The sequence below is a fragment of the Rhodanobacter aciditrophus genome, from assembly GCF_042679525.1.
Taxonomy (GTDB): Bacteria; Pseudomonadota; Gammaproteobacteria; order Pseudomonadales; family Marinomonadaceae; genus Marinomonas; species Marinomonas aciditrophus.
This window is the reverse complement of the sequence record NZ_JBHTMN010000004.1, coordinates 15460-33637: the sequence shown is the minus strand read 5'-3', so window position 1 is coordinate 33637 and position 18178 is coordinate 15460. Positions and strand designations below refer to the sequence as shown.

The window sequence follows — 18178 nt, the reverse complement described above, 5'->3', positions numbered from 1 at the left end:
AGACGTAATTGGAGGATCATGTATCATGAATAGACGTACATTTTTGCAAGGCTCTATCGCCACCCTGCTGATGGCCCGCGGTCTAACCGCCGTTGCTGCGGCGACGATTGAAGGCAACTTTGAAATCACTCGTACAGAAGCAGAATGGCGAGCCATGCTGTCTGATTTTGAATACGAAGTAATGCGTGAAGAAGCGACCGAGCGCGCTTACTCTAGTCCACTCAATGATGAGAAGCGCTCAGGTATCTTTCATTGTAAAGGCTGTGATCTGGCGTTGTATGATTCGCAAACAAAATTCGATAGTGGTACCGGCTGGCCTAGTTTTTACGACAGCCTTCCTAATGCTGTCGCCACCAAGGAAGATAGAAGCTGGTTTGTCACTCGCACCGAAGTACATTGCCGTCGATGCGGGAGCCACATGGGACACATCTTTGATGATGGTCCAGCACCAACAGGCCTGCGCCACTGTATTAACGGTATCGCTATGACCTTTAAAGCCAATTAATTTATATTTTTTTGAAACTTTTTGAAATGCTCTACGTGAGTCTCCTTACAAAGGTTATCTAATAACAACACAGGAGAACGACAATGAAACTTCTTACAACTCTAGCAATGGCGACCACTCTTGCAATCACTGGCTGCTCAACATCGAACACGCAACCAATGGCAATGAGTGACTCAGGTAACGACAACCCAATGGTGGGTGGTGCGCCTATGTACGCCAATAAGAACATCATTGAAAACGCAGTAAACTCGAAAGACCACACTACCCTAGTGGCCGCTGTGAAGGCAGCAGGACTGGTAGAGACATTACAAGGAGATGGGCCGTTCACTGTTTTCGTCCCGACTAACGCAGCCTTTGATAAGTTACCTGCCGGTGCCGTAGATAACCTATTAAAACCTGAGAACAAAGCAGCATTACAAAAAGTGCTTACTTGTCACGTGGTCGGTACCAATGCGTTATCTGGCGCCATCATGACCATGGTTGATGACGATATGGGCGCCCATCCAGTGCCAACATTGGGCGGATGTACACTCATGGCGACCTATAAAGGGGACACCATCATGCTTGAAGACGAAAACGGCCGTGTGTCTACTGTCACCATTGCTGACGTTAAACAATCAAATGGTGTGATCCACGTGGTGGATACAGTATTACTGCCTAAGCAATAATTCCTGCCCCCATTTGATAGCAAAAAGCCTAGGCGCAGGCCAATCCAGCGCCTAGGCTTTTTTATGATTGATTCACTGACAAGTATTAAGCACCAGCAAGAGAACGAGTCATGGTGGTGTTTTCCATCACCAAACCAAACCGCTCAATTCGATTACGCTTAGCAGGCATAAAGCCGTGTTTGCGGAAAAACTCGTAGGCGACGTCCGAAGCATCGACGCTCCACGTGGTTTTCTCAGGATACTGGCTTCGAACAAACTCTGCGGCGGTCACAAACAAGGCTTTTGCGATACCTTGTCGCTGCACCCTAGGACAGATGTAAAGACACTCAATGTCACCTGCTTGCGTGAGTTCCATAAAGCCAAGACACTCTTGGTTTTTATCATCCAAGGCCACCCAGACAGCCGCCTGCTCTAGTCGCTGACGCCAACCTTTTATATCCATACAGTCCGGCGCCCAAGCAGATTTTTGATCCTTAGAATAAATCGAATCCGGTATCCCGTGAACGGCCCGATAGAAGACATTCACCACGTCACGCACTGACGTGACGTCGGGATGATAAGTATGGATTGAAAAACTTCTGGAGTTCATTTAAGCGTGCTTGGTCTCAGTATTTTGCGCCCATTTGGGTGGACGGTGGTAACGCCCTACCACTGAGCTTAAACATAGAAAAGCGAGAAGCGAGAATAACAGCCCCCAAACATCTAGCACTAGTACGGCCGCCATAAGAATACAAATATCAGCCACTAAGGTAGTTCGCCCTGCGTGAATTTTGAAACGACGCTCTAAATATACTGCGAGTATATTTAAGCCTCCAAGTGAAGCATTGTGACGGAACAAAATGGTCAAACCAAAGCCCACCAGCAAGCCACCTAGGATCGCCGACACAATCGGATGCAATTCAATATAAACAATGTGTTTGAACAGCTCAGATAATGCTGACAATAAACTCACTGCGACAAAGGTTCGAATAGCAAACTCTTTGCCTAAAGCGCGCCAAGCTAGAATATAAAAAGGCAGGTTCAAAAGGAAGAACAGTTGCCCAAAGGTCAAACTGGTCAAGGTCGAAAGGATCATACCCACACCTGCTGTACCACTAATCAGCAAGCTAGATGAGTTCAGAAGATACAGGCCGAGGGCCGTCAAAATACAGCCTTCCACAATGGAAAGCCATTGGTGAGTCAATTTCATAATCACATCCCTTAAGCAGCGCTGTAACTTTTGATTAAGCGCAAGTTAAAAACGTTCACCTCTTTTGGAGGCGATAACGCGGGTATATCCGAGTTATGTTTTAATGCTGCATATTTTATACCAGCAATTCGCGCTGGATTATGCCTAAACTTTGATCATTATGCACCATTTGAAGTGCATAATGATCCAAGATGGAAGGTTTCAGTGCAGTCTCTAAGCCTAGCGAGTGCGACCTCGAGGACTAGCGACTACGGCGGGCAACAGGAGCTCGAGACTTTGAGCGAACGCTGGAAGCTCCACCCGCTTTTCCTCTGTTACCCTTCGCTGCGCCAGACGATGCCCCTTGCCCTTGCTTACGACGAGCGCGTTCGGCTTCAGCGTTTTTCTCATTTGTGGGACGGTTAGACGTATGGGAAGCACCCGTTTTTTGACCCGGTTTAGCCTTCACAGGACGGCGCGAAGCACGTTTGCCTTTCTCTTCGTCCGGCACGAGCTGGCCTTTACCGTTACCGATTAAGTCAGCACGCCCCATGGCACGCAAAGTATCTCGCAATGCGCCCCAGTTGTTCTGGTCATGGTAACGCAAGAAGCCTTTTTGTACGGTGCGCTGCTTGTAATCCTTTGGTATATAGACGTCTTCACTCTTATAAGTCACCCCGTGAAGTGGGTTTTTACCGGAATGATACATGGCCGTTGCCAAAGACATTGGCGATGGATAGAAGGTCTGTACTTGATCCGGTTTGAAGTCGTTTTTCTTCAGCCATACCGCAAGGTTCATCATATCCTCATCGCTACTGCCCGGATGAGCCGCGATAAAGTAAGGAATCAAATGCTGTTTCTTACCCGCTTCCTTCGAGTACTTTTCAAACATGCGCTTGAAGCGATCGTAAGTCCCCATGCCTGGCTTCATCATTTTCGACAAGGTACCGGCTTCCGAATGCTCTGGGGCAATTTTCAACAAGCCGCCAACATGGTAAGTCACCAACTCACGTACGTACTCAGGATCTTCTACCGCCAAGTCGTAACGCAGGCCAGAGGCAATCGATACCGTATGCACTCCTTCTACCGCTCGGGCTTTACGATAAAGCTGAGTGGTCGCACTGTGGTCAGTCTTGAGATTTGGACAAATCTCTGGGTACACACATGACAACTTACGACATGAGGCTTGGATCTCATCATCCTTACAATTCAAGGTGTACATGTTGGAGGTTGGACCACCCAGATCAGAAATATGCCCAGTAAAGCCCGGCACTTTGGCCTTGATGTCCTCAATCTCGTTCAAGATCGACTCATGGGAGCGGGACTGGATCACTCGCCCTTCATGTTCGGTAATCGAACAGAAAGTACAACCACCAAAACAACCACGCATGATGTTGATGGAAGTTTTAATCATGTCATAGGCTGGAATGCGTGCTTTCTTGTATTTTGGATGCGGTACACGAGCATAAGGCAAGTCAAAGACACCATCCATTTCAGGAGTTTCCAATGGAATTGGTGGCGGGTTGACCCAGATTTCTTTTTTGCCATGCTTTTGGATTAATGCGCGAGCATTGTGAGGATTAGACTCCAAATGCAAAATTCTAGAAGTATGCGCATACAGCACAGGATCTTTTGAGACCTTTTCAAACGATGGGAGTCGAATGTAGGTTTTCTCAGGATTAAGCTTTTCACCACGGCGTAACGGGGCAGGAATCACTCGGATAGGCATGACATCTTCGTCTTCTTGCTCACCGGTTTGGCACTTGCCCTCAGGGATATACTCGTAAGGGCTGTAGATTTTCTCAATTTTGCCGGGCCAATCCACTCGCGTAGAATCAATCTCAGTGTAACCGCCTGGAGGTGTGTCACGCACCACAGTGGTACCACGAATATTATCCAGCTCATTCATCGTCTTGCCCGCCGCAATGGCGTGGGTCACTTCAACGATAGCGCGCTCAGCGTTGCCGTATAACAGAATATCCGCAGTGGAGTCGATCAAAACAGAACGACGCACCTCATCGCTCCAGTAATCGTACTGAGCAATACGGCGTAAGCTAGCCTCAATACCACCTATCATTACGGGGACATCGTGGAAAGCTTGTTTACAACGTTGGGAATACACAATCACAGCACGGTCTGGTCGCTTACCGCCAATACCATAAGGGGTATAAGCGTCATCATTACGTACTTTCAGATCGGCTGTGTAGCGGTTAATCAAGGAGTCCATATTGCCAGCGGTCACACCGAAATATAAATTCGGACGCCCCAAACGCATGAAATCATCAGCATTACGCCAATCTGGCTGATCGATGATGCCCACTCGGTAGCCCTGAGCTTCCAATAGTCGACCCATAACCGCCATGCCAAAACTTGGATGATCCACATAGGCATCCCCTGTCACAATAATAATGTCACAGCTGTCCCAGCCTAGGGCATCCATCTCCTCTCGAGTGGTCGGCAAAAATGATGAAACGCCGTAGCATTCCGCCCAGTAAGCTGGGTATGAAAAGAGATTAGGCGCGGTTTTATGTCGTTTGGTCATATGAACTCGATCCCAAGTGGAGCCACGTGGGAATTTGGTGAAACAAGAAACGTTAATTGCGTCGCATTATCCCAGAATTTTAGTCAGGTATATAGGGATATTATGGCATGACGCGCCAAACACTTTCTTCGTAAAAGGTTCGCTCGCTATCTTGGTATCGTTCATCCAGCTGTAAAAGATCTTCGCTGGCAATCTTATGAACCTTATCTCCCCAAAGAGAAACGACTTCCGTGTCCAATACAGAGAATGGCGGGCCAGACTGCTCACCATCATAACTCAGCACGACAAGTAGAACTTTTGCTTCAGGGGCTAAACGAGCAAGCAAATGCTCCACATAAGGCTGGCGCAGCTGCTCTGGCATCGCCACCATGGCCGCTCTGTCATAACAGGCATCGAAGCCAGTCTCATGGAATTGAAAAAAATCCCCTTCCACAATCCTGAGACTCATGCTGTCAGCGGTATGAATTTTCAAATCCCCATGGGACTCGGTTTGGTAGGTTAAATCGTTGTCACCAAAAAACTGAACCACAGCCAAAGAAGACAACTCAACACCTGTTACATCGCAGCCTTGATTAGCCAGCCAAAGCAGGTCGCTGGATTTGCCACACAGGGGCACTAGCACTTTTGCCCCACGTTCCACAGAAGGCCAGTATTGCATCAACCAAGGATTGACCTCATCACGGTGGAATCCTATGCGGCCAGTTTGCCAACGCTCTAACCAGAACTCGTTTGTAATCACGTTCACCTCGCAGATGTGTTAATCTTTTGGCTCAGTACCTAATTGAGCGTACACCATCGCCATAATAGCGCCTATAGATGACAGCAATTATTCAACAAAGGTTTCTATGTCTTTAAACGATGCCCCCGACCACATTAAACTTGCAGTAGATCTGATCGCGCTATTGGAAGAAAACCAAATCCCTGATGACACGGCCATTAAAGCGCTGCAAATAGTGTTACGAGACTTCCAACAAAAACAGACTACTGCAGAGTCTGACCATGCTTCGACAGCTGACTAAATGAACGAGTCGGCTGAAAAAAGCTAGCCACCATAGTGTGGGGCACATCTAAGACATTTCGATAGCGCCAATGGGGGGTTTTATCTTTGTCCACCAATAACGCTCGGACCCCTTCCTGAAAATCACCGCTCATACTGCAGTTGACCGACAATAGGGTTTCTCGATCGAACACCGCCTGCAGTGGCTGGCCTTTTCCCCATTCTAACTGCTGTAAAATTAGGTGAGCAGATAAAGGACTACCGGTTAAAAAGTTTTCCCGAGCATTTTTTAAGCAGTCAGACTCAGGGACGAAACTTCTCATGGATTGGTAAATATTTTCGATAGTGCCGCCCATGAGTTTTTCTATGGTTTTCTCATGGGATTGCAGCTCTGGTTTTAATAGGGGCAAATCATCGGACATGCTAAAACCATGCAATACATTCGCAATCAGTAGTTTCGCCCGCTCCAGGTCCAACTGTTCCAGATGACAATTGGCCAGTTTTTCCAGCACTAGATGTCGCACGTCATCCGCCACATAATGCGTTGCTAACCCCAATTCACAGGCATCTGTTGCATTAACTTGATACGCTGTTAATGCAAGGAAACGAGCATAATGCTCAGGAAGCAAATTTAAAAAGTGTGACGCTCCCACATCAGGATACAAACCAATTTTAATTTCCGGCATGGATAAGCGACTGGATGGCGTCACTATGCGGTAGTCTGCCGCCATCAATAACCCCATACCACCGCCCATCACATACCCATGCCCCCAACAGACGACGGGCTTTGGATACGTGGAAATCAAATAGTCCAGCTGGTATTCCGTATGGAAATAGCGGTAGCTGAATGCACCGCCATCTTGGTTGTCCGCAAGGGAACGGTACACATCAACCACATTCCCGCCAGCACAAAACCCCTTTTTACCGTCCCCTTCGATCCATATTGCCGCCACATATGGATCCTCACGCCAGAGCTCTAACTGCAGTTTTATCAGGGCAATCATATCCATGCTCAGGGCATTCAGAGATTTGGGGGAAGACAGCCTAACCAGACCAATTTTAAAGCGCGAGCCAAAAGGCAGACTCTCAAACTCAACGGGTTGCGACATAGGGATTCTCCAGATTGTTATTATTGTGTGGCGAGTGTTTCTTGTCCTACCCTAAAAATTAGCGAATCCAAGCTCAAGGAACAATGCTTTTATGACTAAAGTCGACCCCAGAAATGTAAAAAGCCCAGTTTGAATCAACAAACTGGGCTTTTGAAATCACCACCTACACGCTACTTTTTAGTGGGCGCAAATGGGTTGTCCGAAGACTTAAACTCAAATGAGATCGGTGTGCCGGTAATATTCAAAACCGTACGGAACTTGTTTTCCAAGTAACGTTTATAGCTCCCTGGTAGTTGATTCGTTTGGTTTCCGTGCACGACGATACGAGGCGGGTTAGAGCCCCCTTGGTGAGCATAACGCAGTTTAATACGACGGCCTTTCACCATAGGTGGCTGATGCTCTGCAACGGCGTCTTCTAAGATACGAGTCAAACGGTTTGTAGACCATTTAGCGTAACAAGAGTCATAAGTGTCTTGGATGGTATCGTATAGATCACCCACACCTGTACCATGCAGAGCTGAAATGTAGTGAACCTTTGCATAAGGCACGAAACCTAAGCGGCGCTCTACTTCTTTTTTAATGTGTTCACGGTCGTCTTTTTTCAAACCGTCCCACTTGTTAATCGCAATCACCAAACCACGTCCAGCGTCCAACACATAACCAATCATGTGTAAGTCCTGCTCGACCAGGTCTTCGTGGGAATCAATAACACAAATCACCACGTTGGCATCTTGGATCGCTTGCAGTGTTTTAACGATGGAGAATTTTTCCACCGCTTCTTTTACGTGCTTACGACGACGGACACCGGCCGTATCGATCAGAGTGTAATCTTTATCGTGACGCTTGTATGGAATGTAGACACTGTCACGGGTGGTACCAGGCATGTCATAAACTACGACTCGCTCTTCCCCCAACATGCGATTAACCAAGGTAGATTTACCGACGTTTGGTCGGCCTACCACACCTATACGAATCCCTTTGGCGCCTAACTCAACTTGACTTCGGGCTTCAGCAACTTGCTCAGCAAAACCTGCCATCACTGTATCAATAAGCTGACGCACACCTTTACCATGGGCAGCCGCAATGGAATGCAGCTCTCCCATGCCGAGGGAATAAAAATCTGCCAACGCGATATCTTCGTTAATACCGTCAGTTTTATTAACCACTAAAAACTTTGGTTTGTCTGAACGACGCAAATGGTTTGCAATCATCTCATCCGCAGGATTCAAACCGTGACGGCCATCTACTAGAAACAGTACCGCGTCCGCTTCTTCGATCGCCAACAAAGACTGACGAGCCATATGCTCATCAATACCCTGCTCATCACCGCTAATACCGCCTGTGTCGATGACGATAAATTCATGTTCACCCGCTTTGCCGTCACCGTATTTACGGTCACGGGTCAGTCCAGGATAGTCCGCCACGAGCGCATCACGCGTGCGTGTTAGACAGTTAAACAAGGTGGATTTTCCAACATTGGGTCGACCGACCAATGCAATAACTGGGATCATTCTTTCAACCTATATAAATACAAAGCGGCTGCAACCCCAAAGGGGAAGCAGCCTCTTCAAAAATTGCTTAGAGTGAGTGCATTAAGCACTCAACTCATTAGTAACTCAATGCAGTCACTTTTGCCGTTGGTGTAAGTATAAACAATTGTTTTCCATTCGACACCATTCGGCTTCCTGCTGGGCGTTCCGTATCTGCCAACATCCAAGCACCCGTTTCACCTGTGCTCTGGTTTAGCAAGTGCACCCAACCACCGCGATCCAGTACTGCTACGTAATCACGGAAAAATACTGGCGTTGCTAACTCGCGACCTTCTAAGGAATCGTTTTCCCAAAGGGTTGAGCCATTTCGAGCGTTCAATCCATAAACCTTACTCTCGTGATCCACTGCGATCACTTGATTGTTCTCTACTGCGACACCCACAGCACTTGGGATATTACGCTGCCAAACTGGACGCCCGGTTTGTAAAGCAATGGCTGTTAGAGTGCCATTGTATGCCACTGCATACACAAGTCCATCTTGCACCACAAATCGGCCACTGATGTCCGTTAAGCGTTCAATTTCATAACGGCCTTCCGGCTTACCTACTGCGTATTCCCAGATCATATCGCCGCTTTGCAGGTCATATGCTTTCACTTTGCCTGAGGCAAATCCAGCGATCACTTTTCCATTTACGATAACAGGTGCCGTGGTACCACGAACCGTTAACGCAGGAATATCTTCTTTGTCACGCCATAGGGTTCCGCCGTTAGACTCATCCAGTACAGTTAACCAACCGTCACCGGTTTGCACGGCAACACGACCTTCACCTACCGCAGCTTCTGATAGTACTTCTGAAGTCAGAGACTTGGTCCATAAGACACTTTTATCTGCTAAGGAAACCGCTATCAGTTCCGCATCAAAAGTACCATAAAACAGCTTATCGCCATCGATGGCGATACCTGAACTGGGTTTAAACTCAGTATGGAAATAGTTTCGGCGATGTCCATCATCTTGAGCAAGCTCATATACCGCACCGCGATTAGTCACAAAAAATAAAGACTCATCGTTAGCAACAATATTGAAGGTCTCGGTTTGCTCACCAGCGCCCCCATCAACGCCACGACGCCACGATGTGTCAAAATACACTTCGTTTTGCATGCGTTCTGGAGCAGGCAACGGAGGTCTTACCGAACACCCTTGTAACAACACAGCACTCACAACGGCTGCGGCGATAATTGGCTTCCACATATTAACCTTGTACCAAATCCTTTAGTTTAATGTCTAATAGAGGGTGTTGGGCGTTCGCACCCATAGCCGCTACGGCTGCTTCATAGGCAGAGCGCGCTTCTTCTCGCTTACCTTGAGCAAGTAGGATATCTCCCTTAAGCTCATGCACTTGACCAGCAAACTCATCACCTGTCACATTCTCTAACGTAGTCATTGCTGCGCCATGGTCACCTTGCTCAGCCTGTAATCGAGCAATACGAATTTTAGCAATGGCATCAAAAGACGCGTCTTCTGAACTATCCATAGCCTTATTTAACGCACTAATCGCCGCATCATAGTTACCCGCTTCTGCATCGACTCGCGCCAAGAAAAGCTGGCCAAACAAGGCGTAACCTGTGTCTTCATAGTCTTCAGACAATTGTTGAGCAACGAAGCGAACTGTTTGCTGATTGTCTTCTTTGCTTAGATCTGTTGCCGCTTCGGTTAAGCTTTGATACAGCGCTGACGCTTCAGCAACATGGTTAGCTTGGCTGGTTTGCCATCCTTGCCATCCAAAGTAACCACCTACACCTACTGCAACCGCAAGGACCAGTGCCGTGCCGTTCTTTTTCCACCAGGCTTTAAATGCTTCAATTTGTTCTTCTTCAGTTTTTAGTTCAGACACTCTGACTTCCTCATCGTCCAACTGTGCTAATCGTTTTAAATTATCCGTTTAATTTTTCGCTCAGATAACTCACGACGTTTCCAAGTTCACAGGTTTCCTGCTCACCGGTTTGCATGTCTTTAATTTGGCAGACACCTTTCACCACTTCGTCTTCACCAATGATTAGGGTAAAACGAGCACCTGAATTGTCTGCTTTTTTAATTTGTTTCTTAAAGTTACCACCGCCACAGTGACGCAGTACTGTCCAGCCTTGCTGAGCATCACGCAACTGTTCGGCAACAACGAAAGACTGAAGTTCCGCAGCATCACCTAAGCTCACCACAAAAACCTCTGTAGAGTCTTTAGCGGCTTCTGGAATCAGGTCTAATGTCTCAAGTAACAACACTAGACGCTCAATCCCCATGGCAAAGCCCACTGCTGGAGTCGGTTTACCACCTAGTTGCTCCACCAAACCATCATAACGACCACCAGCACACACTGTCGCCTGAGCCCCTAGGTGTGTTGTTACCCATTCGAATACCGTACGACCGTAATAATCTAAACCGCGTACCAAGGAACGGTTGATCACGTATGGCACATCATTGGCTTTCAAGATGGCTTGCAGTCGCTCAAAATGCGCTTGAGATTCTTCGTCGATGAAGTCTTCCAAGTTTGGAGCATTTTCTAGCACGGCTTGGGTCTTAGCGTCTTTAGAATCCAAAATACGCAGTGGATTTGTAGACAAGCGACGCTGACTGTCTTCATCAAGCTGATCTTTGAACTCTGTTAAATAGTCGACCAAAGCCCCTTTAAAGGACTCACGAGCCGCCGCTACACCGATGGTATTCAGCTGCAATTCTACGTGTTCAAGTAAACCTAGTTTCTTCCATAAACGAGCAGACAGAATAATCAATTCAGCATCAATATCTGCACTGCCCATACCGAAGGATTCCACACCAATTTGGTGGAATTGACGGTATCGACCTTTCTGGGGACGCTCATAACGGAACATAGGGCCCGCATACCAAAGGCGCTGGGTTTGGTTAAAAAGCAAACCCGCTTGATCCGCTGCGCGCACACAACTTGCGGTCCCTTCTGGGCGCAATGTCAAAGATTCACCATTGCGATCGTCAAAGGTGTACATTTCTTTTTCTACGATGTCTGTGGTTTCACCCACACCACGCTTAAACAGCTCTGTATGTTCGACAATCGGAAAACGAATTTGTTGGTATCCGTAGCTACTTACGACATCGGATACGGTTTGTTCTAGGTACTGCCATACCGAGCTTTGACCCGGTAAGATATCGTTCATCCCGCGAATAGCTTGTAATTTGCGACTCACTGTTTATTGCCCTTATGACTTTGCGATTAAATTCGCTTCTGCTTTTTCTTTCTCCTCGGCTTTGTCTCGAATCATTTTTTCAAGATCTTCAACCAAGGTTTCATTCTTAACTTTTGTATTGGGTTTGCCGTCTAGGTACACCAAGTTATTCGGTGTGCCTCCTGCCAGCCCCAGATCCGCTTCTTTTGCCTCACCTGGACCATTCACCACACAGCCAATAACAGCCACGTCCATAGACACTTTAATATCGTCTAGACGTTCTTCTAACTCATTCATGGTCTTAATAACGTCAAAGTTTTGACGTGAGCAGCTTGGGCAAGCAATAAAGTTGATGCCACGGTTACGCAGCTTCAAGCTCCGCAACATATCCCAACCTACTTTGATTTCTTGAACAGGGTCTGCAGCAAGGGACACACGCAAGGTGTCACCGATACCATCCATCAGTAATAAACCCAAACCAATAGAAGATTTAACCGTACCGGAACGAAGTCCACCCGCTTCGGTAATCCCTAAATGTAATGGATTATCAATTTGGCTAGCAATTTTGCGGTAGGCATCGACCGTCATGAAAATATCTGACGCTTTAAGGCTTAGCTTAAATTCTTGGAAGTCCAGCTCGTCAAAATATTCGATTTGACGGAAAGCGGACTCTACCAAGGCATCTGGCGTTGGCTCACCGTATTTCTTTTGCAGGTCTTTTTCTAAGGAACCTGCGTTCACACCAATACGAATGGGGATGTTTTTATCACGAGCACAATCCACCACCGCACGAATACGATCTTTGTTACCGATGTTCCCGGGATTGATGCGCAAACAGTCCACACCGTACTCAGCAACCTTCAATGCGATTTTGTAGTCAAAATGGATATCCGCTACCAATGGAATGTCCACACGCTGGCGAATGGATTTAAATGCTTCCGCAGCATCCATGGACGGAATAGACACACGCACGATATCCGCGCCCGCATCTTGGATTGCCAAAATTTGCGCGACTGTGGCATCAACATCACAGGTTTCTGTGTTGGTCATACTCTGCACACTAATGGGTGCACCGCCGCCTACAGGTACATTACCCACCATAATCTGGCGAGACTGGCGACGTTTGATAGGAGATTCGAAATGCATGATTGCTCTCTAATTCAGCTCAAAGCGAGCAAGGTCTTTTCGCACATAGGAGGAAAAGTCGAATGATTCGCCTTTATAAATAAAATCTTTTACGCCTCGGGCATACCCTAAAACAACCTTATAGGGGGCTTCACCGTCTAGCTTTAATGTACTACCCGCTGATCTTACACCTGAGAACAGTATCGTCCCAGTATTGTCTCTCACTTCGACCCAACAATCAGCGCTAAATCTAACTTCGATATCATTACGGTAAGCAGGCTCTTGAGATATTTCTGGAACCACAGGTGCTTCAGGTTCGCGGGTTGCGGCCACAACTGCCTCAGGATCAACACCCGCATCTTCTAATAAGGCAATCGTTTCAGCAGACAAGCCAGTCACAACCCCAGAGTCATCGGGCTGAGAAGTTGTCACTTGTTCGACTGGTGTGGTGTCGCTGATCTCTTCTGCTGGCGCTTCAGAACCGGACGCCACCATGTCTAGATCTTGCTCATCGGGCAGATCTTCTACTGGCTCTTGTACGGATTCTGTCTGCTGCGGATTAGCGGCGCTTTCTGTTTCGGACTCGGCGGTAAATGTTGGCCACCAAAAGGCCACAAAAACCACAATAGCGATTAGGATACCAGAGACAATGTAGACAATAGGATCTTTTGCACTGCTCTGAGATCCTACATTATCAACCGGGCGAAGATTGGACTCTCGATCCGACTGCTGCACATCAAAGGCTTTGAGAATAGGCCTATAATCCATCTGTACATGTCGGCAGTAACTCTTGATATAACCACGGGCAAAGGTAGCCGAACGAAAACGTTCAAACTCGTTGTTTTCCAATGCGTAAACTTTTTCAATCGAGATTTTCAGCTCAGTGGCAAGATCACGTTCCTGCAAGTTAAGAGCCAAACGCTTGGATTTCAGCAAACGACCAATATCTGTGGTGGCCTCATCATGCTGTTGTTGCACGTTATCGATCTCGAGTTCAGTATTCATGGTGTTACCTTGGTGTAGCAGGCGAACAGAAGCGTTGAATTGCTAAAGTGTATGGTCAGTTTCGCGCTGTGAATCGCTGCGACAGACAAATTTAGCAATTAAAACCCAAAAATGGGTATGTAAATGCGCCTGAATATGTTGATGTCAACACGCTTTCTGTGAATTGCTTTGTATTAAATCAAGATTGCACGCTACCATCAAACCAATACAGCCAAAATGACGAAAATCTTTTCTATCAGAGGCTATTTTCTAAGACAATTTGACATTTTACTGACATCAGAGCTAACAAGCCGCACGAAAGGTGCGGCACATATTGGTCACTCTGAGACTTGACGTAATTCAATATACTTTTGAGAGCGGCGGGTTTTATCCATAAAGTCCCCTACTAGCTGACCACAAGCCGCATCGATATCATCACCACGAGTGGTACGAACGGTTACTGTGTAGCCATCATCCGCCAAGATTTTTTGAAAGCGACGGGTCTGGTTGTTAGACGGTTTTTCATAACCCGAGTGAGGGAAAGGATTAAATGGAATCAAGTTGATTTTACATTCCAAGTTTTCTAACAATTTCGATAGCTGACGCGCATGCACTTCCTGATCATTAACCCCAGCCATCATGGTGTACTCAATGGTAATATGACGCTTATCCGGCAGGTTATCTAAATAGTGCTGACAGGCTTCTAGCAACTCTTCAATAGGGTACTTTTTGTTGATCGGCACTAATTCGTTACGCAGTTCGTTGTTAGGCGCATGCAAAGACACTGCTAAAGAAACATCCGTACGTTTAACCAAGTCATACATACGAGGCACCACACCTGAGGTACTCAAGGTGACACGTCGTTTAGACAAACCATAGGCGTTGTCATGCATCATCAGAGTCATGGCATCAACCACTGGCTCGAAGTTCATCAAAGGTTCACCCATACCCATCATCACCACGTTGGTGACACGGCGGGGGCCATTAGGGTCCATAGGACCAAAGGATTTGATGGCAATCCAAACTTGACCAATGATTTCGGCAGCCGTTAAGTTACGGTTAAACCCTTGTTTACCCGTTGAACAAAAACTGCAATCAAGGGAACAACCCACTTGGGAAGACACACACAAGGTTGCACGGTCACCATCAGGGATCAGTACTGCCTCAACACAGTTATTTTGGCCACCCTCAGTCCGAATGATCCATTTACGAGTCCCGTCGTTAGAAATGTTCTGGGTTACGATCTCTGGTGCACGGATCTCACAGATATTCTCCAACTTCGCACGCAGTTTTTTACTGACATCCGTCATTTCTTCAAAAGACTCAGCGCCCTTCTGATGAATCCACTTCATCACTTGGGTTGCGCGGAATTTCTTCTCACCTATAGACTCAAAGAACTCAATGAGTTTATCTGGCGAAAGGCCTAATAAATTTACTTTTGCGGTGTCAGTCATAAGATTCAATCATTCGCCCTAAAGCGTTAAGTGTAGACAAAAAAGCTTCTGAAAAGAGATTACGCTTTTCAGAAGCCTCTGCAAAGAAGCGGGCCATAGGCCCGCTTCCTCTTAAACCAGCTTTTCTTATCAGAAAAGGTTGGCTTTAAAACAATTACTTACCGAAGAAGTAAGCAACTTCACGTGCAGCAGACTCAACAGAGTCAGAACCGTGAACAGCGTTTGCATCGATAGACTCAGCGTAGTCTGCACGAAGAGTACCAGCAGCCGCTTCTTTAGGGTTAGTTGCACCCATTAGTTCACGGTGACGTAGTACAGCGCCTTCGCCTTCAAGAACAGAAACAACGACTGGACCAGAAGTCATGAATGCTACAAGGTCTTTGTAGAAAGGACGCTCTTTGTGCTCAGCGTAGAAACCGCCAGCTAGCTCGTCGTCTAGTTGAATCATTTTAGTTTCAACGATTTTAAGACCAGCACGCTCGAAACGAGTGAAGATTTCACCGATTACGTTTTTAGCTACTGCATCAGGCTTGATGATAGATAGAGTGCGTTCTAGCGCCATGATTAACTCCAAATTGTATTTAAATGGGCTATTTTAATGTTAGCCCGACCATAAAAGTTTAGCGCGCAGATTATACGCATGTCTCTGTGAAAGTTGTATGTATCTAACGTGCTTTTTTACATTTATTCAGTAATTTCCCTAAAAAATGTCGTAATTAAACGCCACGCAACTGAGACACTGCATTTTTCAGGGTTGTAACAACAAATTCCACCTCTTCTTCCGTGGTAAAACGACCAATAGAAAGACGTAAAGAAGCATGGGCAAGCTCGTCAGCCAAGCCAATAGCACGCAATACGTAGGACGGCTCCAGACTGGCAGAAGTACAAGCAGAACCCGAAGATACAGCAATATCTGCAAGAGACATTAAAAGAATCTCGCCATCAACCCCATCGAACCCCACATTTAGAACTCCAGCCACGCGGTTAGGAGAATCACCATTTAGATGCACCCCAGATAGCTCAGATAAACCAGCCCACAGACGCTCCCTTAATGCCGTAATGCGAGCACTGTCAGCCTCCATATCAGACTTGGCAATTGCAAAGGCCTCACCCATACCCACAATTTGATGAGTCGCTAAAGTTCCCGAACGCATGCCTCGTTCGTGACCACCCCCATGGATTTGAGCTTCCAGTTTCACCTTAGGAGAACGGCGAACATATAGGGCACCTATTCCCTTCGGGCCATAGGTTTTATGTGCCGTTAGAGACATGAGATCGACATTCATAGCGTTCACATCTATGGCAACCTTACCTGTGGTTTGAGCACCATCCACATGCAAATAGATACCTCGTGCGCGGGTCAATTGACCAATCGAGGCGATATCCGTCAGCACTCCTAGCTCATTATTGCCATGCATCAGAGACACCAAAATAGTGTCCTCTCGCAGTGCAGCCTCCACCATTGCCAAAGTGATTTCACCGTGGGCATTTGGCTGCAAGTAAGTCACCTCAAAACCCTCAAGCTCCAGCTGGCGACATGGGTCCAACACAGCCTTATGCTCAATCAATGACGTAATAATATGACGGCCTTTTTGGGCGTTCGCACGAGCCACACCTTTCAAAGCAAGGTTATTAGCCTCGGTCGCACCTGAGGTCCACACAATTTCGCGAGCATCCGCACCAATTAACTCTGCCACCTGCTGACGGGCTTCTTCTACCGCTTCCTCAGCACGCCAACCGAATAAATGAGAGCGAGAAGCTGGGTTACCAAAGTTTCCGTCTTGGGTCAGGCAAGCCATCATTTTTTCAGCAACACGGGGATCAACGGCAGTGGTAGCTGAGTTATCTAGGTATACGGGAGTGTTCATCTTAAATCTCCGAATAAGCTATGCAGAGGCTTGAGCAATAGATTGAATACGTCCCACAATAGAACGTAAGCCGTTTCCGCGAGTTGGGCTCAGATGGCTTTCAAGATCCAACTCAGCAAAATAGGTGTCGATATCAAACGCCAATATTTCTTGGGCGGTTTTTTCATTGTACGCCGCCATAACTAACCCCAATAAACCACGCACAATCACCGCATCACTGTCTACGGCGAACACCAAAACTTCACCTTTCTCTGGGTCTTGTCGGCTGTCTGGCTGAATCCAAACATTACTCTGGCAACCTTTGACCAATCGCTCCTGGGTGTGCCAAGCATCATCAAACTCAGGTAAAGACTTACCTAGGTCGATGATGTATTTATATTTCTCTTCCCAATCATCAAAGAATGAAATGTCATCAACAATGTCTTCGGTAGTCGGTAGTGACATAATGCGCCTCTCTGTCAGGGCAAAAGCAAAAAAAGAAACGGCCGACGTGTCAGCGTCAGCCGTGGAATATAGTCAGTCATTTTAACGCGTATTTAAGCGTTCTAAAAGAATAAGCCAGCTTCTAACTGAGCTTCTTCGCTCATCATTTCGCGAGACCATGGTGGATCAAATACTAGCTCAACCTGTACCAATTCAACGTTCGGTACCTTAGCGACACGGTATTTCACATCACTCACTAAAACTGGCCCCATGCCACAACCTGGGGCGGTTAATGTCATATCAATGCTGACCTTGCCAGCCTCTTGATCTATAGCGACTTTGTAAACTAACCCAAGGGACACCAAGCTAATTGGAATCTCAGGATCAAACACGCTATCAAGAGCCTGCCAAACTTGATCTTCAACAATTTGACCAGAGCCATCGTCTGTAAAACTCAGCACTTCAGGCTCTTGCCCGATGGCATCTGCATCCGTGCCATCAATGCGTAGCATGTTACCTTGAAAGGTAACGGTATAATTGCCACCTAGCGCTTGGTTAATCGTAATAAATTGCCCTTCTGGAATGGTGGTGGGCTCACCACTAGGGACTCGTCGAGCGGGGCATTCTCGCTGAGTTACAACCATCTTTTGCAT

The 18178-nt window shown here is 46.9% G+C and carries 19 protein-coding genes; 3 read left to right on the top strand and 16 right to left on the bottom strand.

Annotation, left to right across the window (positions count from 1 at the left end; genetic code table 11):
• The first annotated feature begins 25 nt into the window (after nucleotides 1-25).
• Both msrB and ACFQ45_RS02880 read left to right on the top strand, forming a co-directional pair.
• Nucleotides 26-505, top strand: coding sequence for a peptide-methionine (R)-S-oxide reductase MsrB (gene msrB / locus ACFQ45_RS02885; RefSeq protein WP_377365153.1), 480 nt, complete (start codon nucleotides 26-28; stop codon nucleotides 503-505).
• 83 nt (nucleotides 506-588) lie between these two features.
• The gene (locus ACFQ45_RS02880; protein ID WP_377365151.1) at nucleotides 589-1173 is read left to right on the top strand and encodes a fasciclin domain-containing protein; all 585 of its coding nucleotides are present in this window, start codon (nucleotides 589-591) and stop codon (nucleotides 1171-1173) included.
• An 85-nt stretch (nucleotides 1174-1258) separates the two neighbouring features.
• Here ACFQ45_RS02880 and ACFQ45_RS02875 read toward each other — a convergent pair whose 3' ends face one another.
• The 4 genes from ACFQ45_RS02875 to tmpT all read right to left on the bottom strand — a co-directional run bounded on the left by ACFQ45_RS02875 (nucleotide 1259) and on the right by tmpT (nucleotide 5622).
• Nucleotides 1259-1762, bottom strand: a complete 504-nt coding sequence (locus ACFQ45_RS02875) for a GNAT family N-acetyltransferase (protein WP_377365149.1) — start codon at nucleotides 1760-1762, stop codon at nucleotides 1259-1261.
• Nucleotides 1763-2362 (bottom strand): YitT family protein, encoded by a 600-nt coding sequence (locus tag ACFQ45_RS02870; RefSeq protein WP_377365147.1) that lies wholly within the window; start codon nucleotides 2360-2362, stop codon nucleotides 1763-1765.
• A 241-nt stretch (nucleotides 2363-2603) separates the two neighbouring features.
• Nucleotides 2604-4883, bottom strand: coding sequence for a YgiQ family radical SAM protein (locus ACFQ45_RS02865; RefSeq protein WP_377365145.1), 2280 nt, complete (start codon nucleotides 4881-4883; stop codon nucleotides 2604-2606).
• A gap of 100 nt (nucleotides 4884-4983) precedes the next feature.
• On the bottom strand, nucleotides 4984-5622 hold the full coding sequence (tmpT, locus tag ACFQ45_RS02860; RefSeq protein WP_377365143.1) for a thiopurine S-methyltransferase: 639 nt from the start codon (nucleotides 5620-5622) through the stop codon (nucleotides 4984-4986).
• A 106-nt stretch (nucleotides 5623-5728) separates the two neighbouring features.
• On the opposite strand from tmpT, the gene rsmS reads away from it, so the two are divergent.
• Nucleotides 5729-5902: a pleiotropic regulatory protein RsmS gene (gene rsmS / locus ACFQ45_RS02855; protein WP_377365141.1), complete on the top strand. Its 174-nt coding sequence runs from the start codon at nucleotides 5729-5731 to the stop codon at nucleotides 5900-5902.
• On the opposite strand, the gene ACFQ45_RS02850 is transcribed toward rsmS, so the two are convergent.
• The 12 genes from ACFQ45_RS02850 to sufT form a co-directional block, all read right to left on the bottom strand.
• The gene (locus ACFQ45_RS02850) at nucleotides 5865-6989 is read right to left on the bottom strand and encodes an enoyl-CoA hydratase/isomerase family protein (protein ID WP_377365139.1); all 1125 of its coding nucleotides are present in this window, start codon (nucleotides 6987-6989) and stop codon (nucleotides 5865-5867) included. The genes rsmS and ACFQ45_RS02850 overlap by 38 nt on opposite strands.
• 170 nt (nucleotides 6990-7159) lie before the next feature.
• Complete coding sequence (gene der / locus ACFQ45_RS02845; RefSeq protein ID WP_377365137.1) at nucleotides 7160-8500, bottom strand: ribosome biogenesis GTPase Der; 1341 nt, start codon at nucleotides 8498-8500, stop codon at nucleotides 7160-7162.
• A gap of 97 nt (nucleotides 8501-8597) precedes the next feature.
• Nucleotides 8598-9728 (bottom strand): outer membrane protein assembly factor BamB, encoded by a 1131-nt coding sequence (gene bamB / locus ACFQ45_RS02840; protein WP_377365135.1) that lies wholly within the window; start codon nucleotides 9726-9728, stop codon nucleotides 8598-8600.
• A 1-nt stretch (nucleotide 9729) separates the two neighbouring features.
• Entirely contained in the window at nucleotides 9730-10371 is a 642-nt protein-coding gene (locus ACFQ45_RS02835; protein WP_377365133.1) for a YfgM family protein, read from the bottom strand.
• Nucleotides 10372-10411: 40 nt separating this feature from the next.
• Entirely contained in the window at nucleotides 10412-11692 is a 1281-nt protein-coding gene (hisS, locus tag ACFQ45_RS02830) for a histidine--tRNA ligase (protein WP_377365131.1), read from the bottom strand.
• Between the two features lie 12 nt (nucleotides 11693-11704).
• Nucleotides 11705-12817 (bottom strand): flavodoxin-dependent (E)-4-hydroxy-3-methylbut-2-enyl-diphosphate synthase, encoded by a 1113-nt coding sequence (gene ispG / locus ACFQ45_RS02825; protein WP_377365129.1) that lies wholly within the window; start codon nucleotides 12815-12817, stop codon nucleotides 11705-11707.
• A gap of 9 nt (nucleotides 12818-12826) precedes the next feature.
• Complete coding sequence (locus ACFQ45_RS02820) at nucleotides 12827-13801, bottom strand: RodZ domain-containing protein (RefSeq protein WP_377365127.1); 975 nt, start codon at nucleotides 13799-13801, stop codon at nucleotides 12827-12829.
• Nucleotides 13802-14118: 317 nt separating this feature from the next.
• Nucleotides 14119-15234 (bottom strand): 23S rRNA (adenine(2503)-C(2))-methyltransferase RlmN, encoded by a 1116-nt coding sequence (rlmN, locus tag ACFQ45_RS02815; protein WP_377365125.1) that lies wholly within the window; start codon nucleotides 15232-15234, stop codon nucleotides 14119-14121.
• Between the two features lie 154 nt (nucleotides 15235-15388).
• The gene (ndk, locus tag ACFQ45_RS02810) at nucleotides 15389-15796 is read right to left on the bottom strand and encodes a nucleoside-diphosphate kinase (protein ID WP_377365123.1); all 408 of its coding nucleotides are present in this window, start codon (nucleotides 15794-15796) and stop codon (nucleotides 15389-15391) included.
• A 154-nt stretch (nucleotides 15797-15950) separates the two neighbouring features.
• Nucleotides 15951-17102: an IscS subfamily cysteine desulfurase gene (locus ACFQ45_RS02805; protein WP_377365121.1), complete on the bottom strand. Its 1152-nt coding sequence runs from the start codon at nucleotides 17100-17102 to the stop codon at nucleotides 15951-15953.
• A gap of 18 nt (nucleotides 17103-17120) precedes the next feature.
• Nucleotides 17121-17546, bottom strand: a complete 426-nt coding sequence (locus ACFQ45_RS02800; RefSeq protein WP_377365119.1) for a SufE family protein — start codon at nucleotides 17544-17546, stop codon at nucleotides 17121-17123.
• A gap of 101 nt (nucleotides 17547-17647) precedes the next feature.
• The gene (sufT, locus tag ACFQ45_RS02795) at nucleotides 17648-18178 is read right to left on the bottom strand and encodes a putative Fe-S cluster assembly protein SufT (RefSeq protein WP_377365117.1); all 531 of its coding nucleotides are present in this window, start codon (nucleotides 18176-18178) and stop codon (nucleotides 17648-17650) included.